23 protein-coding genes, 1 pseudogene, 1 riboswitch and 1 other annotated feature are annotated in these 25,892 nt (G+C 35.9%); of the genes and pseudogenes, 16 read left to right on the top strand and 8 right to left on the bottom strand.

The annotated features are described in order from the left end of the window. Positions 1 to 70 precede the first annotated feature (70 nt). The 3 genes from PMI13_RS07440 to PMI13_RS07430 form a co-directional block, all read right to left on the bottom strand. Positions 71 to 1,126 (bottom strand): DUF5074 domain-containing protein, encoded by a 1,056-nt coding sequence (locus tag PMI13_RS07440; protein WP_051999573.1) that lies wholly within the window; start codon positions 1,124 to 1,126, stop codon positions 71 to 73. 19 nt (positions 1,127 to 1,145) lie between these two features. Next, complete coding sequence (locus PMI13_RS07435; RefSeq protein ID WP_007842334.1) at positions 1,146 to 2,972, bottom strand: TonB-dependent receptor plug domain-containing protein; 1,827 nt, start codon at positions 2,970 to 2,972, stop codon at positions 1,146 to 1,148. A gap of 34 nt (positions 2,973 to 3,006) precedes the next feature. Then, positions 3,007 to 3,183, bottom strand: a riboswitch (cobalamin riboswitch). Between the two features lie 98 nt (positions 3,184 to 3,281). Continuing rightward, entirely contained in the window at positions 3,282 to 3,764 is a 483-nt protein-coding gene (locus tag PMI13_RS07430) for a cytidine deaminase (protein ID WP_007842327.1), read from the bottom strand. 101 nt (positions 3,765 to 3,865) lie between these two features. Between PMI13_RS07430 and namA the strand changes: the two genes are divergently transcribed. From namA to PMI13_RS07415, 3 genes are read left to right on the top strand one after another with little or no spacing between them, the layout of a single operon-like run. Then, a complete protein-coding gene (gene namA / locus PMI13_RS07425) occupies positions 3,866 to 4,918 on the top strand; it encodes an NADPH dehydrogenase NamA (RefSeq protein ID WP_007842326.1) in 1,053 nt (350 codons plus the stop codon). 35 nt (positions 4,919 to 4,953) lie between these two features. Further along, entirely contained in the window at positions 4,954 to 5,244 is a 291-nt protein-coding gene (locus PMI13_RS07420) for a DUF2752 domain-containing protein (protein ID WP_007842325.1), read from the top strand. 28 nt (positions 5,245 to 5,272) lie between these two features. Next, the gene (locus tag PMI13_RS07415) at positions 5,273 to 5,605 is read left to right on the top strand and encodes a CCC motif membrane protein (RefSeq protein WP_007842324.1); all 333 of its coding nucleotides are present in this window, start codon (positions 5,273 to 5,275) and stop codon (positions 5,603 to 5,605) included. Positions 5,606 to 5,668: 63 nt separating this feature from the next. On the opposite strand, the gene PMI13_RS07410 is transcribed toward PMI13_RS07415, so the two are convergent. The 3 genes from PMI13_RS07410 to PMI13_RS07400 form a co-directional block, all read right to left on the bottom strand. Continuing rightward, positions 5,669 to 7,468: an endonuclease gene (locus PMI13_RS07410; protein WP_007842323.1), complete on the bottom strand. Its 1,800-nt coding sequence runs from the start codon at positions 7,466 to 7,468 to the stop codon at positions 5,669 to 5,671. A 225-nt stretch (positions 7,469 to 7,693) separates the two neighbouring features. Next, positions 7,694 to 8,221, bottom strand: a complete 528-nt coding sequence (locus PMI13_RS07405) for a DUF4136 domain-containing protein (RefSeq protein WP_007842322.1) — start codon at positions 8,219 to 8,221, stop codon at positions 7,694 to 7,696. Between the two features lies 1 nt (position 8,222). Beyond that, positions 8,223 to 8,405 carry a DUF5522 domain-containing protein gene (locus PMI13_RS07400; protein ID WP_007842321.1) on the bottom strand — a complete coding sequence of 61 codons (183 nt, stop codon included), beginning with the start codon at positions 8,403 to 8,405 and terminating at the stop codon, positions 8,223 to 8,225. A gap of 40 nt (positions 8,406 to 8,445) precedes the next feature. On the opposite strand from PMI13_RS07400, the gene PMI13_RS07395 reads away from it, so the two are divergent. The 7 genes and pseudogenes from PMI13_RS07395 to PMI13_RS07370 all read left to right on the top strand — a co-directional run bounded on the left by PMI13_RS07395 (position 8,446) and on the right by PMI13_RS07370 (position 13,938). After that, positions 8,446 to 8,772, top strand: coding sequence for a hypothetical protein (locus PMI13_RS07395; RefSeq protein ID WP_007842320.1), 327 nt, complete (start codon positions 8,446 to 8,448; stop codon positions 8,770 to 8,772). A gap of 192 nt (positions 8,773 to 8,964) precedes the next feature. Further along, on the top strand, positions 8,965 to 9,873 hold the full coding sequence (locus tag PMI13_RS07390; RefSeq protein WP_007842319.1) for a 1-aminocyclopropane-1-carboxylate deaminase/D-cysteine desulfhydrase: 909 nt from the start codon (positions 8,965 to 8,967) through the stop codon (positions 9,871 to 9,873). 16 nt (positions 9,874 to 9,889) lie between these two features. Continuing rightward, complete coding sequence (locus PMI13_RS07385; RefSeq protein WP_007842318.1) at positions 9,890 to 10,942, top strand: glucosaminidase domain-containing protein; 1,053 nt, start codon at positions 9,890 to 9,892, stop codon at positions 10,940 to 10,942. A gap of 81 nt (positions 10,943 to 11,023) precedes the next feature. Further along, positions 11,024 to 12,310, top strand: coding sequence for a glutamate-1-semialdehyde 2,1-aminomutase (gene hemL / locus PMI13_RS07380; RefSeq protein ID WP_007842315.1), 1,287 nt, complete (start codon positions 11,024 to 11,026; stop codon positions 12,308 to 12,310). Positions 12,311 to 12,568: 258 nt separating this feature from the next. Then, positions 12,569 to 12,790, top strand: a pseudogene (locus PMI13_RS21530) (helix-turn-helix domain-containing protein); the annotation flags it as partial. 13 nt (positions 12,791 to 12,803) lie between these two features. Beyond that, entirely contained in the window at positions 12,804 to 12,983 is a 180-nt protein-coding gene (locus PMI13_RS21525) for a hypothetical protein (RefSeq protein WP_238536290.1), read from the top strand. Between the two features lie 433 nt (positions 12,984 to 13,416). Next, complete coding sequence (locus tag PMI13_RS07370; RefSeq protein WP_007842313.1) at positions 13,417 to 13,938, top strand: hypothetical protein; 522 nt, start codon at positions 13,417 to 13,419, stop codon at positions 13,936 to 13,938. A 55-nt stretch (positions 13,939 to 13,993) separates the two neighbouring features. Continuing rightward, positions 13,994 to 14,123 (top strand) — a sequence feature (His leader region). 32 nt (positions 14,124 to 14,155) lie between these two features. Here the strand turns inward: PMI13_RS07370 and PMI13_RS07365 are convergent. Then, positions 14,156 to 15,322: a hypothetical protein gene (locus PMI13_RS07365; protein ID WP_007842311.1), complete on the bottom strand. Its 1,167-nt coding sequence runs from the start codon at positions 15,320 to 15,322 to the stop codon at positions 14,156 to 14,158. 30 nt (positions 15,323 to 15,352) lie between these two features. Then, positions 15,353 to 17,908: a TonB-dependent receptor domain-containing protein gene (locus tag PMI13_RS07360; protein ID WP_007842310.1), complete on the bottom strand. Its 2,556-nt coding sequence runs from the start codon at positions 17,906 to 17,908 to the stop codon at positions 15,353 to 15,355. A 189-nt stretch (positions 17,909 to 18,097) separates the two neighbouring features. Between PMI13_RS07360 and PMI13_RS07355 the strand changes: the two genes are divergently transcribed. From PMI13_RS07355 to PMI13_RS07330, 6 genes are all read left to right on the top strand, one after another. Further along, complete coding sequence (locus PMI13_RS07355) at positions 18,098 to 18,775, top strand: response regulator transcription factor (protein WP_007842309.1); 678 nt, start codon at positions 18,098 to 18,100, stop codon at positions 18,773 to 18,775. Between the two features lie 50 nt (positions 18,776 to 18,825). Then, complete coding sequence (locus PMI13_RS07350; protein WP_007842308.1) at positions 18,826 to 19,857, top strand: sensor histidine kinase; 1,032 nt, start codon at positions 18,826 to 18,828, stop codon at positions 19,855 to 19,857. 133 nt (positions 19,858 to 19,990) lie between these two features. Further along, a complete protein-coding gene (locus tag PMI13_RS07345; RefSeq protein ID WP_007842302.1) occupies positions 19,991 to 20,587 on the top strand; it encodes an IS1096 element passenger TnpR family protein in 597 nt (198 codons plus the stop codon). Between the two features lie 238 nt (positions 20,588 to 20,825). Then, positions 20,826 to 22,172, top strand: coding sequence for an alpha-amylase family glycosyl hydrolase (locus PMI13_RS07340; RefSeq protein WP_007842299.1), 1,347 nt, complete (start codon positions 20,826 to 20,828; stop codon positions 22,170 to 22,172). Positions 22,173 to 22,316: 144 nt separating this feature from the next. After that, positions 22,317 to 22,757: a hypothetical protein gene (locus PMI13_RS07335; RefSeq protein WP_007842297.1), complete on the top strand. Its 441-nt coding sequence runs from the start codon at positions 22,317 to 22,319 to the stop codon at positions 22,755 to 22,757. A 319-nt stretch (positions 22,758 to 23,076) separates the two neighbouring features. Continuing rightward, positions 23,077 to 25,833: a M4 family metallopeptidase gene (locus tag PMI13_RS07330; RefSeq protein WP_007842296.1), complete on the top strand. Its 2,757-nt coding sequence runs from the start codon at positions 23,077 to 23,079 to the stop codon at positions 25,831 to 25,833. The last annotated feature ends 59 nt before the right edge of the window (positions 25,834 to 25,892 follow it).

The raw sequence follows: 25,892 nt of genomic DNA, 5'->3' as shown, positions 1-25,892 counted from the left end.
CGGCTTCGAAGAAGCCGCCCGGAGCACAAATGATGAAAAAATTAAAATTTTATACGCTTGATGCGCATTCTTAGTTTTTATAGAATCCGCTTGTTCCGATTCCTGTAGTAAAAGATTTTAACAATGAACCGTTATTGGCACTGTAAACATTTACTTTACTGTCTGCTGTAAAGCTTGCATCAGAAGCATAAATTCTACTGTCAATCACATTGAATCCGTAAAGATTTCCCGGTGTGGTAACGATCGGAGCAGAAGGAAGGGTAGAATCTATGTTCATTGAATAGATTTTATTTCCGTTATCTGAGAAATAGAATTTATTTCCATCAGCTCTTAGCTTTTGTACCTGTGGAATTCCGGTGATTGTTGCTGTCGTAAAAGTCCCGGTTGATGGATTGATTTTATAGATATATGAGTTGGTGTTACTGGATGCAAGTACATAAGCACTTCCGTTGTATGAAATCAGGTCTCTGATGATTCCGTTGCTTGGTAAAGTAACGGTTTTATCCACTGTGTTAGTAGATGGCTTTACAATCGTAATTGTGTATCCTGTCGGTAATTCGTTATAAGGCGGAGTGGTCTCATACGTTATACCATCGGTTTGTACGATAATATTTCCACCGGCCTCTACTACTTTTTCTGCTGATCTGTCAAAATTGATACTCTTTACAAAAGAATTATTATTATTGTAAACATTCAGCTTCATTACGTCGAAAAAATTATTATTGGTTACATAATACTGATTTCCGGAAAATGCAATATATCTCGGGCTATTAAGATTGGCGGTTACCGTAGCTTGTTTCTTAAAAGAATAACGGTTGACAATGTCAATTTTATTGGGAACATTAGACACCAGATAAGCATTGTCTCCGTTAAAACCGATGGTTTGTAAGACATTCCCCAGTATTTCATTACTGTTATTTCTGGCGTAAATCTTATTGTCAAGAGTTCCCAGGTCATAACTGATAAACGAAACCTCTGATGTAGGTGTTGAAAATCCACCTTCATTTACGATGAATATTCCGTTTTCATAAGTCCCTTTTGAAGGTTGAATCATATCATCATCGTTGCTACAGGCAACATTAAAAAGTAAAGCCGAAGCAAATACAAGAGATAAAATTTTTCTCATTTTCATTACTATATTTATTTTAAAAATTGATATTCAGGTTGATGCTGTAATTTCTTTTGGGCATTGGATAATAAGCCACAGTCTGATAAATCTGATTAAAAATATTATTAACCTTGATACCTACAGTATAATTCTTAAGAATGGTTGCAGACAGCCCGGCATTCATTACAAAATAAGGGTCCAGAGCATCATTTCTTTTTTCATTGGTATCGGTATAGGTGAGCCCGTTAAACATTCCCTGCACGTATAATCTCATAAAATCATACTGATAGTCGATATTTCCGAAAAATTTGTGATAAGGGACATACATCAGCTGTTTTTGGAGCTCAAGATTGGTAGACCGGGTATAAGAATATCCTAAATTAGCCTTTAAACCATGCTTTCCAAACTTTTTATAATATTCAATCTGGGATTCCAGCCCATAAGATTCCACTTCATAGGTATTGGTCGCCTGGTAATATCCTGAAGAAGAAGGTAACCAGGTGATCATATCACGGATTTTCATGTAATACGGAGTTACCGAAAGTTTGATGTCAGCAATTTTAAACTGATTTCTCAATTCAAACTGATAAGAAGTTTCCGGTTTTAAATTAATATTTCCTCCCGGCTGCCAGTACAGGTCATTAAAAGATGGAAAACGGAAATTTCTTGATACATTGAGATCAGCCGTATACCATTTTAAGGCATTCCATTTTCCTGAAAAAGAAAATAGCAGGGGCGAACTGATATCCTCAACAAAATCTTTTTTCACACCACCTTCAAAACGTAAATCTTTCGTAGCAAAATAACGCACCACTCCGGAAACAGATCCTACATTTCTGCTTACATCTCCGATTCCTGACTGATAACCTTCTCCTTTATTGACCTGGAATTCAGTGATGAGGTTAATGTTCCATTTCGGGCTTAAAAAATAATTGAAGTCATTTTTTAAAATATAATTTTTCCCCGTTCCGCCACTGGTTTTGGGCTCATTGATATTTCCGTAATACTGAAAGTTTTCTTCTGTATAAGCTGCTTTAAATGAATTGTTGAATTTTGCGTTATTCCAGTCCCAGGAAATCAGGCTGCGTATATTCTGGGTTTCATATTTTGTTCTTGTCTGGCTGTCGAAAAAAACAGGATAATGTTGATTTCCGTTAAAAAGCTCAGAAATCCATGAAATTTGCTGGTGTGGGGCAATTTTATAAGCAGCTGCAAAATTGAAATTCGTATTTGAATACTTTCCGTTACGGTTGATATAATTCTGGGATTCCTTTACTTCATAATCATTTTCACTGATCGCATGATTCCCCGAAAATTTAAAGCTCAGTTGATCATTGCTGTAAGAAGCTCTTGCAAAATTATTATAAGTATTAAATGATGCAGCTTCTGAAAACAAAGAAGCATGAAATCCGCTGTTGAAATCCAGATTATTGTTTAAATGGATACTTCCCCCGATAGCTCCGCTTCCGTAAACGACACTTCCGCCACCAGCTTTTATATCAAGCTGGTCATAACCGAATAATGGGATATTATTAACATCGCCCTGTCCGAGGAAATTTGAATTGATACTGATCCCATTCCATACAAAAGCGGTCTGTTGGGCGGTCGTTCCTCTGAAAGAAGGGGAAGATACGGCCCCACGCCCGTTTTCCTTAATATAAACGTTGGATTGGAAACGTAAAAGTTCTGAAAGGTTGGTCGAATTTTTCTCAACATCCTGAGGCGTGATGGTAGTCACCTTGTGAAAAAGTTTAACCTTGTTCATCTGGTTGTCAAAAATATAAACCGTATCAATGGTCTTCTCCTGTCCGAAACAAAGAAAATAACTGTATGACGATAAAAAAAGGACTAAAGATCTTTTCATTACTATTTTACTTTTCCTCCGAAAGCAATATATTTTTTTAATTTTAATTCTGGCAGGTCTCCTGACTTTCACTTTTCCATACCTTCCCGTTTTCACAGTGGTTTATTATGGAATTTTTTATTGTGGTCTACAGTTGCGGGGACAGTTTGGGAGTCACACCCAATTCCCTTTTCATTTCAATAGATTGAAAACCAAAATTTTTGCAAATATAAGTTTTTAAAAAGAATAGACAATTTTATTTGTAAAATGCCAGAAAGCTGAAAATCAAAAAAGAAAATTCGTCCTTCAGCCCTTTGGCCTTATTGGTGATTATAGAAAAGTAGCATCAAAATAAAACGGAAGCAGATCTTTAATGGCGTGTACTTTGACAACTTCATCATTCATGCTTGAAAAATAAAGATCAATATTTTCATTTTGCTTGGTCTCATATTCCATTAAGCTCTGTCTGCAGGCTCCACAAGGAGGGATGGGCGGATTCTTTTCATGGAATTCTTTTGGGCCGCCTACTACAAAGATCTTTTTAATTTTCTGATCCGGAAAATTAGCAGCTACCCAGAATAAAGTTGTTCTTTCAGCACAAAGTCCTGACGGGAAAGCCGCATTCTCCTGATTGTTTCCGGAAAATATTTCTCCGTTTTCCAAAAGAACAGAGCAGCCTACCAAAAACTGGGAATAAGGAGCATATGCGTTTTCCCTGGCCTGTTTGGCCCTGTCGAGAAGTTTTTTCTCAATATCGTTTAATTCACTGCTATTTTTAAAATATTCGTAATCGATCTGTATGTCTTTTTTCATATATTGTGAAACTAAAAAAGGGGGATAAAATTAGTTCTTTTTAATAACGTGGACAACTCTATTTATTCTTCACAGTTTTAATTTCAAAATTCAATTCGGAAATGTTATATACTTCAATAAAATTCAGAAACGTTGAGCTGAAAAACAGATGGGTAATGTCCCCGATGTGTATGTATTCATGTGAAAACGGAATGGCAAATGATTTCCATTTCGTGCATTACGGAAGCAGATCGCAGGGCGGAACCGGTTTAATTATGGTGGAAGCAACAGGAGTAGAGCCCCGCGGAAGAATTACCAATCACTGTATGGGAATCTGGAATGATGAGCAGGCAGGAAAACTTCAGAAAATTGTTGAATTTATCCATTTAAACTCGGAAAGCAAAATTGGAATACAACTTGCCCATGCAGGAAGGAAAGGTTCTACATGGAATAATATCCAGATTCCGGTTGAAGAAGGATGGGAAACAGTAGCGCCAAGCCCGGTTCCTTATCATCCTACGGAAAGGATCCCTCACGTGCTGACTGTTGAAGAAATTAAAGATCAGGTGCAAAACTTTAAAAAAGCAGCGAAACGGGCCGTTAAAGCAGGCTTTGATGTGATTGAAATTCATGGCGCGCATGGTTATCTGGTTCATCAGTTTTTATCGCCTTTATCCAATATCAGGACTGATGAATATGGCGGAAGCTTTGAAAACAGAATCAGGTTTTTACTTGAAATTGTGGATGCGGTGAATGAAGAACTTAATGAAAATGTAGCCTTATTCGTAAGAATTTCAGGAACGGAATATGCAGAAAATGGCTGGAGTATTGAAGATAGCGTGGATCTGGCAAAAGAGCTGAAAAAACATGGAGTTGATTTGGTGGATGTTTCCAGTGGCGGAAATATACATGGAGCAAAAATTCCTGTTTTTGATGGTTATCAGGTTCCTTTTTCTTCAAAAGTAAAGAATGAAGCTGAAGTGAAAACCGGAGCGGTAGGATTGATTACAAAAATTGAACAGGCTGAGGAAATCCTGCAAAAAGGCGATGCCGATCTGATATTTATAGCCCGGGAGATTTTAAGAAACCCGTATATTGCAGTACAGGGCTCATTTGAAATGAAAGAAGACTGTTTTTTTCCACATCAGTATCTAAGAGCGAAAATTTCTTCTTAATTTTATCAACCCGATTTAAATAAAAAATAAAAGAAATGAAGATCGAAGACTTTATGTTACCATGCCCAAGCAAAAAGTTCTTAGGAATAGAATGCTTTGGCTGTGGTGCTCAAAGAGCGATTGTAATGGTCTTTGAAGGGCGGTTCTCTGAAGCGTTCCATATGTTTCCTGCGGTATATACCTTATTGCTTTTTTTATTTACGGTAGGACTCAACTTTATTGACAGAAAAAGAAATTACGGGAATGCAATTATTTTTTTAGCCGTTATTAATTCGGTTATAATGGTAATTGCTTACTTTTACAAACATTTTTTTATCTACATATAATTTAACACAAACATTAAAATTATAAACTATGAATCAACAAAAATTACCTAACGCTACAGCTGTACTTGTTTTGGGAATAGTATCGATTATCGGATGTTGTTGCTACGGGATCGTAGGACTTATTACAGGGATCATCGGATTATCCCTTTACAAAAAAGATAACGCCTTATATCAGCAAAACCCTGATCTTTATTCGGATTACAGCAATTTAAGCACCGGTAGAATATTATGTATCATCGGTATCATTCTGAGCTCATTAAACCTTTTGGCTAATATTGTAATGATTGCAATGTTTGGTTGGGAAGGGATGTCAGATCCTCAGATGATCCAGGAAAGAATGAGAGAAATTATGGGACAGTAATTAAACGTACTATAAAAACAGAAAGGCCGCAATTTGCGGCCTTTCTTATATTTAAATTTTCATTTACTTAACAATAAATTTCAAAGTAGATTGATCCAGTTTCAGAAGATAAATTCCCTGCTCTAAACTTTTAATTCTGATTGAATTTCTGCTGTTTTTGAAAGGCTGATCAACAGTCTGCATTACCTTCCCCTGAAGGTTATAAATTTCAGCTTTCTGAATATTTTTTGTATCTCCTTTTACAAAAATCTCCTGGTTGGAAATAGGATTCGGATACACTTGTAAAGTTTCAGCCTCAATTTTTAATTCAGAAGAAACAGTATTGCTTTGTTTTGCCGTTCCCGAATAACAAGCCCAACTTAAGTTATCAATTGCAACTCTGTTGCTTGCTGAATTATTATCAAGGGTTACAGTTACATTTCCTGAAACATTAATGTTGTTGATGGTCGTTGTAGTAGCCGTAGTGCTGTAAGGAATAGTTCCTACCTGCGTGCCGTTTACCAGAACATTAAAAGTTCCGTTGCTTCCGCTGAATTTCAGCTGAGTAGTTACCGTTAAAGATCCGATACCATTGGCAGAGCTGCTTGATTTTAAAGAACCATCTCTTACCGTTATGGCCTTATTCGAAATGGTCTGGTCAGTTCTTGCATCTGTTGCAGTCCATGTAATTCCGCCATTAGTCCATGTTCTTGTAGAATAGCTTGATGAAGTTCCCGTCGGAATGGTTTCAAAAGTTTCGTTCACACAGTTGGTTGGAGGAGTAGTCGTTCCTGAATCTGTTGTTGCAGAAACCGTAGAGCTGTTGGATGAAGAATTTCCTGCAGCATCCTTTGCTACCACATAGAAAGTATAAGATGTAGAAGCACTTAATGCTGTAATCGTTGCTGAAGTAGAACTTACCGTAGTTTTCAGGCTTCCGTTCATATAAACAGCATAGGAAGAAACACCTACGTTGTCTGTTGATGCATTCCATGAAAGAGAAACGCTGCTCGATGTTTTTCCTGAAACCGTAAGGCCTGTCACTGTTGTCGGAGACTGAGTATCGTTAGAAGGTTGTTGTGATCCCCAGATCTGATCAACATAACTCGGGTTATCAATAAATGGATTTCTGTTTCCCTGGAAGGTATAAGATGCATTGTTTCTCAGGATTTCCGTCTGAGAAACCGGATCCTGATTATGCCATGCCAGTAATACATTCAGTTCCCATGTCTGTAGTCCCGGGAAGGTCGAGCTTCCCAGCATATTTCCGGAAGAGAAAGTAGATAATTTACTTTGATAGCGCGTTACAAAATAAAAGATCATACGGGCAACATCTCCTTTAAATTCATCAATCGGCTCAAAAACAGTCCCTGAATATCCTGAAGATACAGAATTTCCTAATTTGGAACCGTTCTGGGAAGTGAAAGTAGCTGTTCCTACTTTTCCGAACGGATAATTAGATCTCATCCCGTTTACTTTTCCATCGGTAGCCCTGATAAAATGAATATCGGAAACCATTGGAGCAGCCTCACTGAATAAACTCTGGGGAACAATGTGTTCACGGTTATAGCAGTTTCCTTCTACTGAATAAGTTCCACATTGATTGGTTCCGGGAGTGTATTTATAAGGATCGGTTCCGGAAGGCTTTTCAGAATAGATATCCATAATAGATCCGTCATTTTCATAGGTTTTATCAATATCTGTAGTTTTATAGCCGGTCCATAAACCGCTATAGCCCTTATCCTGATGTCCACTGGTGATAATCGAGCTTAACTCGGTTTTCAGTGATGCTCCCGTTAAACCGTTAGCAGATGAATAATATCCTGCAGGCGCCTGTGCGTGGACAAGGCCGGCCCATGCAAGAAATAAGATAATTTTTTTCATATAATATAATTTTTCCGTAAGAATACTACATTTTTATGAATAAGAAATGACTTTATTGTTAATTTTAATAGGTTTTGCATTGAATTTTGATTAATATGACTATCATTATTAATGAATAGACTCTGAAGTCATAATAGATCTTATGATTACTTTTTCTTTAATAAAAAAATAAAGTCAACACAAAACCTGTGTTGACTTTATCTATAATGATTGATTTAAATCGTATTATTTTCTCTGTGGCGGATAATTTTTCATAATCTCAGCCATGATCTCAGGAATTTGTCTTTGTTTAGCTTTTGGAGAATCCACGGAAATTCCGCTTCCGATTCCCTGCCAAACCAGTTTATTGGTTTTTGTATCGATAAGGTCAACAATTAATGCACCTTCATTATAATTGCTGGTCCAGGTTCTGCTCATTCCCACACCCCAACCGAAAGGACCACCCCAACCATACATTCCGTAAGGAGAATTGTTGGTAATATCTGTTATTTTTTTATGATTGGCTTTTACGTTGACAATTAAATCAGGATTTTCTCCCGATGAAAGACCCTTGGTTTGTAGTTGTTTTGACAATTCATTTAAAACTCTGTCTTTATCAATATCATTCAGCTTCAGATCATCAATTCTTATTTTATAGGTTTTATAAGAAGGGAAACTTGCTGTTTCTGCATAATCTGAACGTACCTGGAAAGGACTACAGGAAGTTAAACCCAAAGTAGCCGAGGCTAACAAAATAAAAATATATTTTTTCATTTTATTTATTTTTTTTATCGTTTTTAATGAATGTATCAGTCTTTTTATCATACCCGTAAGGACAATGCCTGCAGCCGCTTTTACAGCAATATCCTCTTTTCAGATGGAACTTTTCTGTAAAAACTTTGTACCCCTGTTCATTATAGTAAAAGTCTTCACCTTCTTTGATGTCATAATGGGCCATAAGTTAAATCTCTAAGTCAAAAAACTTTATATTTGTTATTATGATAATTGTATGCCAAAAGCCATTAAAAAAATTAAAAATTAACGGTATTGCTCTTTTTCCCTTTATCTTCATTAGGAAACCCGAAGATAAGGAAAATAAAACACTTATCAATCACGAAAAAATTCATTTGAGACAGCAATTTGAATTGTTGATTATTCTCTTTTATATTTTATATGTTGCAGAATATTATTATTGGTTTTTTAAACTGAAAAACGGCTACCAGGCTTATAAACGGATTTCATTTGAAAGAGAAGCCTACGCAAATGAGCATGATCTGACCTATCTTGAAAAAAGGCAATTTTGGAGCTTCCGGAAATATCTGTAGAAGTTATGAGATATGAATGATGAGTTTTTTCTGTGTAATCGGAATTACCTCTTTTTTGAAGGATGGATTTTGAAACAAGAAAGATGGTAGTTAAATAAAAACAAATTTTAATACTCATGCACTGTAAAATTTGAAAAGCGTTATTTTTGTTGCATTAAAACTTTTAATCTTTGAGCTAAATTAAAGTTGAAAATGCTGTTAAAACTTCCAACAGAAACGATTTCCATTCAGGAAATTCCAATTCATAAAAATGTAAAGCTTTTTATGAAAAGAGAAGACCTCATTCATCCTCAGATTTCAGGGAATAAATATTGGAAACTGTTTTATAACATCAATCATTATTTAGAAAGAAATCCTGAAAACCCGTTTGTCATCACTTTTGGCGGAGCATTTTCAAATCATATCTCAGCAGTTTCTGCTGTGGGAAAGCTATCGGGAATTCCAACCCTGGGGCTCATAAGAGGCGAAGAGCTACAGGATAAATGGCGGGATAACCCCACATTACTTTTTGCTAAAAGAAACGGGATGAATTTAAAATTTATTACCCGTGAAGAGTACCGCAATAAAGAAAAGTTAGCTGAATTTTTGACCCACGAATTTCCGGATGCATTGATTATTCCGGAAGGGGGAACCAACCAGGAAGCTGTAGAAGGCGTGAAAATGATGCTGAACAACAAAACAAAAGATTTTGATTATCTTTGCACCGCAGTAGGAACCGGAGGAACAGTTGCCGGGATTTCCAGATTTTGTGAAGATAATCAGAAAGTTATAGGTTTTAAAGCGGTTGATGATTCTTCCCTGGAAAATAAAATCAGAGAATTAACCTTAAAGAAAAATTTTGATCTAATAGATTCAGGTTTTGGAGGTTATGGTAAAATAAAAGATGAAAACATCCGTTTTATCAATGATTTTAAAGAGAGTTACGGTATTCCGCTGGAGCCGGTATATACGGGAAAGATGATGCAGAAAGTGACAGAGCTTATTGATGAAGGATATTTTCCTGAAAACAGCAGAATTTTGTGCTTTCACACAGGAGGATTGCAGGGGATAGAAGGAGCAAATCTGCTTTTAGAAAAACAAAACAGAAAATTAATTATATAAGTAAATATTGAAAAACATGAAAAGACTTTTCTTACTCATAAGCCTTTTAGTTTTATCAAAATTCTCAGCCCAGACCTGGGCTACTGAAGACCAATACATTCAGAAATTTGCCCAATACGCAGTAGAAGAGATGGAAAAATATAAAATTCCGGCTTCTATTACTCTTGCCCAGGGACTTTTAGAGACGGGTGGCGGGCAAAGCAGATTGGCTCAGGAAGGCAAGAATCACTTCGGAATTAAATGTAAAGAAGACTGGACCGGCAGAACCATGAAACATACTGATGATGCTCCTAATGAGTGTTTCCGTGTGTATGATGATCCAAGACAGTCTTATGAAGACCATTCCATATTTTTATCAACAAGAAAATATTATACGGGTCTTTTCAATCTTGATATGAAAGATTATAAAGCGTGGGCATATGGACTAAAAAAAGCAGGATATGCAACCAATCCGCGGTATGCTTCCATTCTGATCGGTAAAATTGAAAGATATAAATTATACGAATTCGATAACGTGAATTCTAAAGAAGTGCTGTATGCAGTTCTTAAAATGTATCCTGACTTAAAAGACGACAGGGCTTTTATGGCGCAAATGAACCCTTCCAAAGTAACCCAAAAAGAAAAGATTACTGTCACTGTTCCTTATAAGCAGACCTCTTATGCTCAACAGCAGAAAAGAGTAGAAAGAATCAAAACAAAAGCTGAAATTCTCAATTCCATACTGGTGAAAAATCATCCGAATGAAGGTTTGAAATATATCGTAATTCCTGAAGATACCAACGTGAAATTCATTGCAAACAAATTCAAAATCAGTGAAAGCAAGCTGATGAAATGGAATGAGCTGGAAAGTGAAGTTTTACAGAAAAACGATATTATTTTCCTTGAATCTAAAAATTCCGCCGGAAATACAGCAACCTATAAAGCTGAAAGTGGGGAAGATATGCATGATATCGCCCAGAAATTCGGGATTAAATTAAATAAATTGTACGCCAAAAACAGAATGGATGAAGGGCAACAGCCTTCCAACGGACAATTGATTTACCTGATCGACAAAAAGCCAAGAAATTAATTTATAGTTTAACGGCTGGGAGTTGAGAGTTGAAAATATGTTCAGCTCTCAACTCTTAACTTTTAACACTCAACCGACCATATGAAATATCAAAGAAGTTCAGCTTTATTCGATGAAGCTTACCAATACATTCCGGGAGGAGTTAATTCTCCGGTACGTGCGTTTAAATCAGTAGGAGGTGTTCCTGTTTTTATGAAGTCTGCCAAAGGGGCTTACCTTACCGATGCTGATGACAATACTTATATTGACTACATCAATTCGTGGGGGCCTGCAATTCTGGGCCATACACATCCGGAAGTTTTGGAAGAATTGAAAATTCAGGCGGAAAAAGGTTTTTCTTTCGGAGCTCCGACAGAGCTGGAAACTGAAATTGCAAAATTCATTATAGAAAATGTTCCGAATATTGATCAGATCAGGATGGTTTCTTCAGGTACTGAAGCATGTATGAGTGCCGTAAGATTGGCAAGAGGATATACCGGAAGAGATAAGATCATCAAATTTGAAGGCTGTTATCACGGGCACTCCGATTCTTTTTTAATTAAAGCGGGAAGTGGTGCTGCAACATTTGGAAATCCAAATTCTCCGGGAGTTACCCAGGGAACTGCGAAAGATACTTTATTAGCCCGTTATAATGATATGGAGCAGGTTGAAGATTTGTTCCGTCATAATCAGGGTGAAATTGCTGCGGTAATTGTTGAACCCGTAGCAGGAAATATGGGTTGTGTCCTTCCTGAAAATGATTTCTTACAAAACCTGAGAAAAATCTGTGATGAAAACGGAGCTTTATTGATTTTTGATGAGGTGATGACTGGTTTCAGACTTGCTTTTGGGGGCGCTCAGGAACTTTATAATATAAAAGCCGACTTAGTAACGTATGGAAAAGTGATTGGCGGCGGTCTTCCGGTGGGAGCTTTTGCAGGAAGAAATGAAATTATGGATCACCTGGCTCCAAAAGGAGGTGTTTACCAGGCCGGAACATTGAGTGGGAATCCTCTCGCGATGAGGGCAGGTTTAAAAACCCTTCAGATTATTAAAAATGATGAAAACTTTTTCAACAGAATTAATAAAACAACGGAAACTTTAGATTTTGAGATCGGAAAAATTCTGAACGAGAAAGGGATTGCTCATAAGATCAACAGAAAAGGCTCTATGATGTCTGTTTTCTTCCATATCAACAGGGTTTCCAATTTTGATGAAGCACAACAGGCCAATCACGCCTTGTTCAACAATTTCTTTCATCAGCTATTGACCAGCGGAATATATCTTCCGCCAAGTGGATACGAAACGTATTTCATCAGTGATGCCATTAAAGACCGGGAAATAGATATGACACTGGAAGCAATCAGGAATTTTCAATATGCTAATTAAAATATAATGTAGGATGAGGTTTTAAATCTCATCCTGTTTTTTTGCTCCTGATCAATAAATAATACAGATATTGTTATAGCCCATACCGGTTATTCAGTTGGGATCTTTTATCTTTCCAAAGAAATCTGCCAGCTGCTTTTATATGAGTTCCGGGTGATCCGGAAAGAACTGAACGGAGGGGAGCTCATTCAGAAACGAAGTGAATTGATCAGCTTGCTGGTGAGTAAATCTGTTGAAAAAGTTTTTAAAGATTTTGAAATGTATCATTCAAGTCCGATTATTTCTAAATTTTTAAATTTAATTGATGTACATTTTAAGGAGGAGCGCTCAGTATCATTTTATGCTGACAAACTGAACATTTCGCCTAATTATCTGAATATTGTCTGCGAAAAAAAACTAAAATCTTCAGCCTCCTCTCTTATTCAGGAGCGGATTTTATTGGAGGCCAAACGTTTACTTAAAGTTTCGGAAATGTCAGTAAAAGATATTGTTTGTGACCTCGGATTTTACGATCATGTCAGTTTCTCAAAATTTTTTAAATCTCCAGACAGGAATAGACTTCATCACAATTCAAAGAATAGTTCATGCAAAACATCTCTATTCAGGTGAGACAGAAGAAATTGTAGAAAAATTAGCATTATCAAAAGTAAGTATTACGTCTTCCGTTGAATGATAAAGGAAATCAGAAATGGGCAAAGCCGGAGACCGGATATTGCTTTAATCAATGCCGGTTATTCAGCAGAAGAGTCTCAAGAATATCAAAAATTGAAGTCCTGATACACAGGAGAAATTTGCTGTGAAAAAATTAGAGTTATATTTTTTTTTACTATTTATTGTGCCTACTGAAAAAATATTTTTCGATAGGTATTTTTTTGTTTTTTATTTTTTATTAATTTTGAGTGGAATTCTGTTAATGCAATGTTAACAATAAATTTAAGTAATAAAAACCTTTTATAGTTTAGAAAAAAATAAATTCGCGCAGATATTGTTTGGAAATATGTAATGGGTAAATGTGCAGATTTTAATAATATTTTTTTATGTAAGATCAGTATTTTACTTTTTCAAAATTAGATCATATTGAATGGGCCTATAAATATAAAAACAGCATGAATTATTCAAAATTGAGTTATAAAGAAATGCTTTTCCTCTATGCTTTTCTAAGACAGATGGATTTGTCGCTTGACAGAAGCAGATGGACTTCTGTAAAAGAACTCCAGAGTTATTATCTGGATAGAATATCTCCTGAACAGATGATCAATTATTTGAACTTAAAGTTGAATTTCTCTTCTGAAGACTTGGATCACCTGAATGCACCTACTGAAAATTCCTTTAAGGATAAATTAAAGTTATTTTTTAATAAGAATCTTCTGACAAAACAGGAAGCTACCGATCTGTATCATCTTTTATTATTATTTGACCAGCATCTTAAATCCGATTCGAAAGAATATACGGTAGAAACAGAAGGATTAAGAATGGATATAGGACGATTCTATTCAAGGGTCCTGAAACCAAGGATCTCAAGGAGAAGTGTGAAAAGACTGATGAAAATAGAACATTACGAGCAAAACCGACTGATAAAAACTACAGAATTAAAAAAAGTGGTTCCGAAAGATTTTTTTAAGCCATAGAGAATAAACCATATCAGATTACTTAATCTGATAGAATATAATTTTTCGCTCATAGACAAAATCAAACTCCCCGGAACATATTTCCGGGGAGTTTTTTGCTATAAATTTATATTAAAGTTAACTGTATTTGGATAGGTATTAAAAAATCAAATCCCCTCGGAAAATATTTTCCGAGGGGATTTTTTAATTTGATATGAAGAAACTAATTACTTAATTCTTATAAGCTAGACCATCCTGAAGACCAGGTAGGGGCTGAAGTACCATTTCCTGCACCAGTTGCACTTGTGTTTTCAGTATAAGTATTCGCTAATACTGTAACGGATGTTCCTGTATTTAGTTTTGCAGAAGCTTTAGTTGTAATATTATCAAATTTCACATTCGTAATTTTACCACCTCCGTTGAAATAGTTCACAGTAGCATCATTTTCCATATTGATCCCTGTAGTCCATCCGGAAAGTACTACGTTATCGATAGAAGCATAAGTTCCTACTCTTAATTTGATACCATCAGCTTCTCCTGAAGTAGCTCCGATGAAAGTAGCATTTTTGATGGTAGGATTAGATCTTGGAGATGCATTGTGGTTGTTTGAGTTGTTATCAGCCTCGATACCTCTGTTTCCAGTGCCATTACTTCTTCTTTTTGCGAAGATATTTGTAGCGGTTCCATTCCAACCCTCTGTCCAGTCGAAAGCATCGTCTTCATTGTTTATTGAAACAATATTTGAAACATTTACAGTTCCACCGAAGAATTCGATACCATCATCAGATCCGTTTACTAATGCTACGTTTTCTATTTTAGTTCCGTTACCTACACCAAATAGAGAAAGCCCGTTGAATTCTTTATCAGCTGTATAAATAGCACCGGCATATTCAACTCTTACATAAGTTAAAGACCCGGAATTATCAGTAGTAGAAGTACCACCATAAGTAGCATTTCCTACTTCAGCAGTAGCAGAGGTTCCTTTGTTAATAGGTGCTCTACCACAAAGAACCAATCCACCCCAGCTTCCTGGAGTTGCAGCAGGAGATGTGAAAATTACAGGAGATGAAGCAGTTCCATTAGCAAAGATCTGTCCACCTTGTTCTACAGTAATGAAAGATGAAGTTCCACCAGTAGCTTCAATTCTTGTTCCTGCAGGAATTACAAGTTTTCCACCGTCTTTGATCATTACGGCACCAGTTAATTTGTATACTTTAGTTGGATCTAAGGTTACAACCTGCCCATTTGGAACGTCCCCTTTGAAATTACTTGGGTCTTGAGCTATCCCTACAGGATTTACTTTTGGGATAGAATCATCATCATCATTATTGCTACAAGACTGAATTGCGAATGAAGTACCAATAAATAAAGCCGCAGCTATTAATTTTAAGTGATTCTTTTTCATAATACTTTAGATGTTATTTTTTTATATTTTTTAAAATTCGTAAGAAACTCCCAGTCCTAAATTAATACCTCTTTTGTATTCTTTTGAAACCAGCTCTGTTCCTTCATTATCCTGAACTCTTTTGATAGTAGGATTTAATAAGTTTTTCCCCTGAAGAGAGATACCAACCCCACTACTGAATTTAAATCTTGCAATGGCATCAAGGGTATTGATTGCTTTGTCTACCATATTTCCTCTTTTTTCAAATCCTAAAGAATAAATATTATCTCCGATATAGGAATATGCTACTACAAGGTCTAAATTGCCGCTTTTCCATTTGTTTTCCCAGCCCAGGTTTACGTTAGCTAAGAAATCTGAAGCTCCCTGCATCTTTTCTTTAGTCTTAAGGAAGTTTCCTGAAACGTAAGTGTTTTCTTTAAGCAATTTATCAGAATCCAGATCTTGTTCTGTATTTAAGTAAGTTGCATTAATAAATGTGTAGAATCTCGAGTTTCCTCTTGTATAAAGGTCTTTTCTTAATTCAACTTCAGCTCCGAATACTCTCGCTCCTTCTCCTACGTTTGCAAATGAAACCACATTTGATGAAGAGGCTATCGTGATTCTTGAGATAGGATTTTTGATATATTTACCGAAAGCAGTAATCGAGATCACCTCATTCTTTTTCGGAAACCATTCCCATTTTAAGTCTAAATTGTAATTATCTGATGGATAAACAGAAGTATTTCCTAAACTTGATTCATCAATATCCTCATATTCGAAAGGAGCCATTTCTAATAATAAGGGTGTTGTATAAGTTTTTGATGCAGAAAGCCTGAAATTATTGAAATCGTTTAAAGCATATTTAATATTCAATGATGGTAAAATTTTAGAATAATTTTTATCTATTTTTCCACCATTAGAAAGCAATGCTGTATTATAGGTCATTTTTTGACTTAAATTGTCATAACGAACACCCAACTGCGCAGTAAGCTTTTCATTGAATTTATAATCAAAGTTGGCATAACCTGCATTATTGAAAACTTCAGAAGTAAAGAACTGTGGAATCAATGCATTTGCCGGATCGAATTTTACATCTCCTCTGAATGTTACAATATCAAATGCTCCTGTCTGATAATTCAATAAATTAAAGAATGAATCATAATTGTTCGGATCTACAAAATAACTTCCCTGATTTAATTTAATTCTAAAATTATATTGTGTAGCTCTGAAATCACTGTCTTTATATCTTCCGCTGTATCCTAATGTTAATTTAGCATTGTCAGAGAATTTATAGTCTGCATGAACGTCACCCACATAATCATTTTCAATCAGATTGTCATAGTATCTGTTGTTTGCCCCAGGATTACTACTTGCAAAAAAGCTGTTATTCATCTGTTTGTCATAGATGGTAACGTTTTGCTGACGATCAGGTCTTTTACTTTCAAGTCTGTTATATCCTAAATTCCATGAGATTTTTAAGGGTTCAGAAAGAGTATGTTCTCCTCTTAACTGATTTACAAATAAATCATTTACTTTATAAGTTGCCCTTCTAAGCTGAGTCTGATATCTTTCCTGTAAAGGATCATTGTCATAATAATCTCTGTTATATCCTTTATAGTTACCAAGTTTTTGGTCTGTTGTATGGATATAATTTGTAGTGAAATTAATATTATGGTTGCTATTAATCTTATAATTGAGATTTAATAAACCTGTAGAATTTGTAAGATATCTGTATTCTTCAGAATCGTTATATATTTTTAAAGGAGTATTTTGCCCGTCATAAGCACCCCCTGCAATTCCTTTTACATAACCATATTCATTATCAAAAGCTCCATAACCGAAAATGCTTAGTTTTCCTTGTGATCCGATCTTGAAGTTTGTTCCAAAATCAATTCCTAAAGAAGAGTTGAAAGGATTGCTTTTTTCTTGATTCTGCCAAGAGGTTTTAAATACATAACCTGCAGTCGCAACTGATGCATTTGAAGGTTTGTTGATTATGTTTGTTCCGAAAAAGTTTGGACCATCCTGTAAATAAAAATTATTTTTCTGGATAGCATTCATATTAACGGAAGACCCTAAATTAACTTTGAAATATGGTTTTCCTGTATATACTTTAGAGACAATATCTACGTTTGCACCGGCCATATCACCCCAAATCCTTGGTGTGTAAACCTTTTCCAAACTTAGGAAATCAATCATGTCTGTTTTCACGATTCCCAGGTCGATATTCTTGTAGAGAGGATCATTTGACGGAATAGGCAGGCCATTCATAGTAGTTGAATTATATCTGTCTCCCAAACCTCTTACAAAAATCTGCCCGCTACTTTCTTGTTTTTGTGTACCGGTAGCCTTGGTTACTGCTGTTGCTGCGTCTCCTACACCTTGCTTGGTAAGCTGTGCAGAGCCAACTCTTTCAATAACTTCTACAGATTTTTTTTGCAGACTGATAATGTTAGATTCCGCCCCTTTTTTAGTAGTTCCTTGAATGGTTACACCTTCGATCTTTTTTTCGTTCTTTACAGAATCTTTTTTGGTCTCTTGAGCGTAAAGTAGAGTTCCTGATGTTGTCAAAAACAAAACTGCGATACTCAGTTTTCTAAAATTCATTTTCTTTTTTACTATATTCTTTCGGTGCAAAGGAATGAAAGATTAAGGGTGTAAATGGTTTAGTAAAATTTAATTTTTTCTTAACTAAATATTAATAAAACAATATTATTGTTAACTTTATATGAACGATAGCCGTTTTGTTAAACTGTGATTTAAAAATTATTAACTTTGACTCAGTAAAAATTAAAAATGAACCAAAAGAAAATCCTTTTAATAGACGATGAACTGGATATTTTAGAGATTCTGTCTTACAATTTAGAAAAAGAAGGTTACGACATCTATACCGCTACCAATGGTAATGAAGGAATAGATAAAGCAAAGGAAATTGTTCCCGATCTTATCTTATTAGATGTAATGATGCCTGAAAAAGACGGAATTGAAACCTGCCAGGAACTTCGTAAAATAAAAGAGCTTCAAAAAACACTGATTGTTTTCCTTTCTGCAAGAAGTGAAGAGTTTTCTCAATTAGCCGGTTTTCAGGCAGGAGCCAATGATTACATTGTAAAACTGATCAAACCGAAAATCCTTATCTCCAAAGTAAATGCTTTATTACAATTGACTTCTCAGGTTTCTGATAATGCTAAATTAATAGAAATCGGGGATCTGGTAATTGATAAAGACAACTTCAGAGTCTCCAAAAGCGGACAGCAGTTTTTGCTTCCTAAAAAAGAATTTGATCTGCTTTATTTGCTGGCTTCCAATACAGAGAAAGTTTTCAAAAGAGAAGAAATCCTGGAGAAAGTTTGGGGGAATGATGTGATCGTAGGTGAAAGAACCATAGACGTTCATATCAGAAGACTAAGAGAAAAATTAGGAATCAACACCATTCAGACGTTAAAAGGAATAGGATATAAGCTGATCGTTTAATACGACTAAAATTCCTACCTTTACTTTATAACCCATAAAAAATTGTAAAATTGAAATTTTACAGGCTTACCCTTGTCGCATCATGCCTCCTGACTTTGGTGATGTTTCTGTTAGTAATCATTTTTGATTCACTGAAGGATATCTACTATAAGACCCCGTTTTTTAAAATCGGATTCTTTTTATGTATTGTCTTTATTTTCATTGTTAATTATGTTGTGCTCGAACTTCTCTTCAACTATTACGGTAAAAAACAGGTTCGCGGGCTTTCACAGCTTTTACCACAGGAGATTGTTCATGATAATGATGAAAATATCACGATCAAAGAATTGGGCGAAAGGTTTTCAGATCTTAACCAACAGAAGGTTACCGAAATCGATATGATGAAAGAAATGGAAAGCTACCGTAAAGAATATATCGGAAATGTTTCCCATGAGCTTAAAACCCCTCTGTTTTCCATTCAGGGATATGTGGAAACATTGCGGGAAGGCGGAGTTGAAAACATGACCATCCGGGATAAATATCTGGAAAGAATAGATATTTCCGTAGAAAGGCTGATTGCCATTGTTACAGACCTGGATATGATTAACAGACTGGAAGCTGGAGAGATCAATCTTACGGTATCCAAATTTGATGTTAACCTTTTAATAAAAGAGATTTTCGACCTTCTTGATCTTGAAGCGGTAAAACACAATACAACTCTGCAGATTCAGACTTTGCATCCACAGATCTTTGTAGATGCAGATAAGCAAAAAATTTCCCAGGTTTTCATCAATCTTGTTTCTAATGCCATTCATTATGCCAACAGGCAGGAAGCAAAAGTGGTGGTAAAAACCAGTGTTCTGAAAAATAAAGTCCTGATCGAAGTCATAGATAACGGGATGGGAATAAAACAGGAAATCTTACCAAGGATTTTTGAAAGGTTCTACCGTGTGGAAACCAGCAGAAGCCGAAGGCAGGGAGGTTCGGGCTTAGGATTAGCCATTGTAAAGCATATTCTTGAAGCCCATAATGAAAATATTACCGTAGAGAGTGTTTATCTTGAAGGAACGAAATTCAGTTTTATGCTTGAAAAAAGCAAATGATTCCGGCAAAATTTAAGAAAAAAAAATATTTTAAAAAATCCTGAAATATTTTTTTGTCACATCTCATTTATTATATATTTGCAATAGAGATTTATCATAATAACTAAGGCAAATAAGTAATTTAAAAACTGATATGGTTTACAAAATCCGCGTAATATTAGATGCGAAAGAAGATATTTTCCGTGATATCGAAATTAAAGGAAAACAAACGCTATGGAACTTACATTTAGGAATTAAAAGTGCGTTCAGCTTGCAGGGAGATGAGCTTTCAACTTTTAATTTACTTGAAGAAGATGGAACAATAGTAAAAGGTGTTCCGTTGGAAGATATGAGTGACGATGGTGATGGTGAGATTATGTCGGATGTGTATATCGATGAGGCATTTGAAAAAACAGGAGATAAAGCTCAGTTCCAGTATGGTCTTTTAGATCTTTGGGAATTCTTCTGTGAACTTATTGAAGTAATTGAAGAAACCAAAGGAGTTAATTATCCGATTACAGTATACAGATTTGGAAATGTTCCATTAAAAGCACCAAGTAAAAGCGGAAATGCAGGCGGATCAAAAAAGAAATCGGCAATGCCTTTAATGGATGATGATTTCAGTTTTGATGATGATTTTGGAGATAGCAACAGCTTTGAAGATGAAGATGACAGCTTCGATGATGAGGAAGAAGAAGACTACAATGATGATGTTTTCGATGATGAAGATGATGATAACGAAGAAAGATAAAATGGTAAGTATAAAATAAAATACAGCCCTGGATTTGTATCCAGGGCTTTTTATGTGGAAAAGCAGACGGATCTGTTTTATTTCAGGATGATAGGATAGAAGCTACTTATTAAACTGACCTGCAAATCAAAATTGATCATTTACGATTTAACAATTTAACGATTTGACAGTTTAGTAATTTCACCCTTTCACCCCTCTGTTATTAAAAACAATTCCTATTTTTGTTAAAAAGAGATCAATGAGAAAATTAATATTATTAGCTGTAATTGGTCTGGGAATTGTTTCCTGTACTACTCAAAATATAAATAACACGATGGATTTGCCGAAAGATTGGAAGCATACTACAAATATTTACGAAGTCAATATAAGACAATATACTCAGGAGGGAACCTTCAAAGCATTTGAAAAAGAAATGCCCCGACTGAAATCAATGGGAGTGAAAACACTCTGGTTCATGCCGGTAACCCCTATTGCGCAGCAAAATAAAAAAGGAAGTCTCGGAAGTCCTTATGCAGCAGCAGATTATACCTCAATTAATCCGGAGTTCGGAACACTTGATGACTTTAAGCACATGGTGAACGAAGCCCACCGGTTGGGATTTAAGGTGATTATCGACTGGGTGGCCAATCATACCGGTTGGGACCATGTCTGGACAAAAGCCCATCCCGAATTTTATCTGAAAGATCCGGACGGAAAATTTCATATTGCTTCCGGAATGGATGACATCATTGAACTGGATTATAAAAACCCGGAAATGAGAAAGGCAATGATTGATGCCATGAAATTCTGGGTAAAAGAAACCGGGATCGATGGCTTCAGATGTGATCTTGCTTCCTGGGTAGAAGTGGATTTCTGGGAGCAGGCACGCCCAGAAGTCGAAACCATAAAGCCTCTTTTCTGGCTGGGGGAATTTGATGAATTGGAAACCCCCGAATACGGGAAAGTTTTCGACGCCAGCTATTCATGGTCCTGGATGCATAAATCTGAGGATTATTATAAAAAAAATCTGCCTTTACAGGATTTAAAAGATTTGCTGATCAGATATTCCAATATTGGCGATGCCTCTATGAGAGCCTGGTTTACAACAAATCACGATGAAAATTCATGGAACGGAACAGAATATGAAAAATATGGTGTGATTACAAAACCTATGGCCGTATTTTCTGCAACCTGGAATGGAGTTCCGCTATTATACTCAGGTCAGGAATTACCCAATATGAAGAGGCTGGAGTTTTTTGAAAAAGATGCTGTTAAATGGACGAATACCTATCAAATGGCTGATTTTTATAAAACCTTATTCAGTTTGAAATCTTCAAACCCTGCTTTAAAAGGAGGAGATTCCAACGTCATCACCTATCTTTTAAATACTACCGCTAACGATAAAATCTTAGCATACGTGCGGAAAAATGGAAAGGATGAAGTCCTGGTTGTTTTGAATATGTCAAAAGAGGCTGTTGATTTCAGTATCCAGGATGATCATTTGTCCGGAACATTTAAAAATATATTTGACGGAACGAAAAGAGATTTTAATACAGGAAAAGATTTCAGTTTTAAAGTTTCAGACTATGCTGTGTTTGAAAAATGAATAGAAAAGCCAGTTAAATTTTAGTTGAAAATGGAGCTATAACCACTAGAGATTCTATTAAATAATTAAACTTGAATAGATAAGTAAGCGGGCTTTAGCCCGCTTTTTAATTCAAAAGACAAAGGCTTTAGCCAAATTTTAAAGATGAATAAACAGAATATATTAAACAGCATAAAAACAAAAATTACAGAGAAAATTGAAAACTTTGAAAACCTGATTGCAGAAACCAGAGCTTCAAACAATGATACCAAAAGTTCCATGGGAGATAAGTACGAAACAGGCCGCGAAATGCTTCAACAGGAAATCAATAATCTTCAACGGCAGCTTAACGAAGTCGTAAATCAGCAGGTAATTGTACAAAAAATGACTTCAGAATCATCTGTGAAAATTCAAAATGGAGCATTAGTAAAAACAGATAAAGGGCTTTTTTATATTTCGGTCTCTTTAGGGATGATCATAGTTGATCATCAGAAAATAATGGCGATATCAGAAGAAGCTCCACTGTCTAAAATAATGGCAGGCATGAAAGAAGGTGAGACATTTTCTCTTAACAATAACCATCAGATTATTGAAAAAATATGGTGATCATTTTTTAAATTTCAATGGATATATGAATGTTGATGAATCAATAGTAAAATGATTTCAGGAATGATTTAGTCGTATTTTATTGTTTTTATTATCAAAATATTTAATTGTAATTAAATATTGTTATGAAATTATTTGTAATAATTGCATTGTTTTATTGAGATATAATTATTAAATGTTTATTTTTAATTATTATTAAATTGGCAATATTTTTAATTGAATTATATGTTTTTCATAATTAAAGCAAGTTTTTTTTAATTTTATGTTTGTATTATTTTTATATTTGGAATGATTTAATAACACACCAAATATAATTTTTATGAAAAACAAATTGATTTTTGCGTTTTTTATTCCACTTTTGGTAAGTGGAGTAAGTGTGCAGGCTCAACGGTATGTACAACAAAGAATAAACAGTGAAGATGGCAGATCATCACTTATTCTTTTTAATTCAGGGACAACAGCCAGAGACCTGGTATTGTCTGATCATGAAAAATTCTTTTCAGAAATTTTAAATCTCCCCGCCGGATCTAAGATGGTCAGAACTGAATCTGCAAAATTGTTCAGTGATTTTTCTGATGAGAAGTATCAGCTTTATCATCAGGGAATTAAGGTTGAATTTGCCAATTATATATTGCATTATATAAAAGGCAATCTGGTTAGTATGAGCGGCGAAATCTACAATACCGGAGAGGTAAATACCCATGCAGATCTTTCAGAATCTGTAGCACTTAATAAAGCGGTAAAATACATAGGTGCAAAAATTTTAATGTCCAATACAAAACATGGAAAAGATATGGGCTATCAGCCCAAGGGAGAGCTTGTTTTAATTCCGGTTCAGGCTTCTGACGGCAACTATAGGCTTTTATTATCCTATAAGTTTGATATTTTTTCGGCTGAACCTTTTGTAAGGTCCCACATTTATGTAGATGCAAATTCGGGGGATATCCTGTTTGATGATCCGATTATGAAACATGCAGGTGAAAATGGCTACGGAAAACAGGCAAATGCTATCGGAGCAGAAAATAAGTCAAAATCGGATCTATTGTCGGTTTTTGTTGCAGGAAGTGCCCAGACAAGATACAGTGGAACAAAGACTATAGAGACCACTCTTTTGAATGGTAAATATGTTTTGAGAGATAATACAAGAGGCGGAGGTGTAAATACCTATACTAACAATAATGGGGATTATACCAATCTTGTAAAGACAGATATTACGGATACGGATAATAACTGGACAACGGCAGAGCATTCTTCAACCGGTAATGATGTGGCACTTGATGTACAATGGGGAGTAGAAAAAACATATGATTATTTTAAAAATACATTCAACAGAAACAGCTACGATAACCAGGGGGCAGTACTAAACAGCTACGTACACGTACGGAACTCCTGGGAAAATGCGGCTTGGACCGGGAGTGAAATGGTGTATGGCGACGGGGCAACAACTTTTAAACCCCTTGGAGCATTTGATGTGACGGCTCACGAGCTGGGACATGCTGTATGTCAGACAACAGCTCAGTTAGCTTATCAAAGAGAATCCGGTGCTTTGAACGAAGGCTTTTCCGACATCTGGGGAGCGGTAGTTGAAAATGCCTATGCCCCTGAAAAGCAGAATTTCTTAATTGGTGAAGAGATCACCAAAGTATCACCTAATTATTTAAGGTCTCTTAGTAATCCGAATTCAGGATTGTCTAAGCAGCCGGATACCTATAAAGGAACTTATTGGAAAGACGCAACAACTACGGGGTGTGCATTTCCAAGCCAGACACAAAATGATTATTGCGGGGTTCATACCAATAGCGGAGTTATAAACTATTGGTTTTATCTTCTGGTAATGGGAGGCACAGGAACGAATGATATAGGAAACAGCTTTAACGTTACCGGAATCGGGTTTGAAAAAGCTGCAAAAATAGCATACAGACTGGAGACTTCTTACCTTACAGCCAACTCCAATTATACGAATGCGATGACTTACGGGATTCAATCAGCAAAAGACCTTTTTGGTACTGATTCAGCAGAACATATTGCCGTTCAGAATGCTTTTTATGCCGTAGGGTTAGGAACAGCTTATAACGGCGGAACTCCGGTGACTGATACTCAGGCGCCTACTGCACCTCAGTTGGCAGCATCTTCTACAACACAGAATTCTACAGCATTATCATGGAGCGGATCTACGGATAACGTAAGTGTAACAGGATATGACGTATACAAAGGAACAAGTCTTTTAGGTTCTACCTCTGCGACCACTTATTCAGTAACAGGGCTGTCTCCTTCCACATCATACAGTTTTACGGTAAAAGCGAAAGATGCAGCAGGAAATATTTCATTGGCAAGCAACAGTGTAAGTATAACCACGTCACCGGCTTCCACGGCAACTTACTGTACTTCTTCTGCAAATTCTACAGCAGACGAGCGTATCAGCAATGTGGTATTTGCGAATATTAATAAAGCATCTACAGGTACCTCGGGATATGAGAATTTCACGTCTGTTATCGGAAATGTGACAAAAGGAAGCTCTTACGCCATCACGATAACTCCGTACTGGTCATCTACAAAATATAGTGAAGCCTATGCTGTTTATATTGACTTTAACGGTGATGGAGACTTTACGGACGCCGGAGAATTGGCATGGTCAAAAGCCGCGAGCACTACCTCTCCTGTATCTGGAAATATCACAATCCCAACGGCTGCTGTAACAGGAGATACAAGAATGAGGGTAATCATGAAATACAGTTCCCTGCCTACATCAGCATGCGGAACATTCAGCTATGGACAGGTTGAAGATTATACCCTGAGAATAGCTTCTTCAGGAACGGTCTCATCACTGACTGCAGAAACTTTAACTGATAATAATACCATCAGTGTTTATCCGAATCCTGTAAAAGATGTAATCAATATTAAATCCCGTTCAGGTTTGGAATTCAGATATCAGCTTGTTGACAGCCTTGGAAAAGTGGTTCTTTCCGGAGAGACAAAATCCCAGTCAGTCAATGTAGAATCACTGCTTCCGGGAGTATATGTTCTGTCATTGGATAATGGTAAAGAGAAAAGTACTCAGAAAATTATTAAAAAATAAGTAATAATTTTTTGTTGAAATAAAACAGTTGTGAAGAGAACTTCACAGCTGTTTTTTTA

The sequence above is a fragment of the Chryseobacterium populi genome (assembly GCF_000282115.1).
GTDB lineage: Bacteria > Bacteroidota > Bacteroidia > Flavobacteriales > Weeksellaceae > Chryseobacterium > Chryseobacterium populi.
Note: the sequence above shows the minus strand (reverse complement) of the source record. Positions and strands in the feature narration are given on the sequence as shown.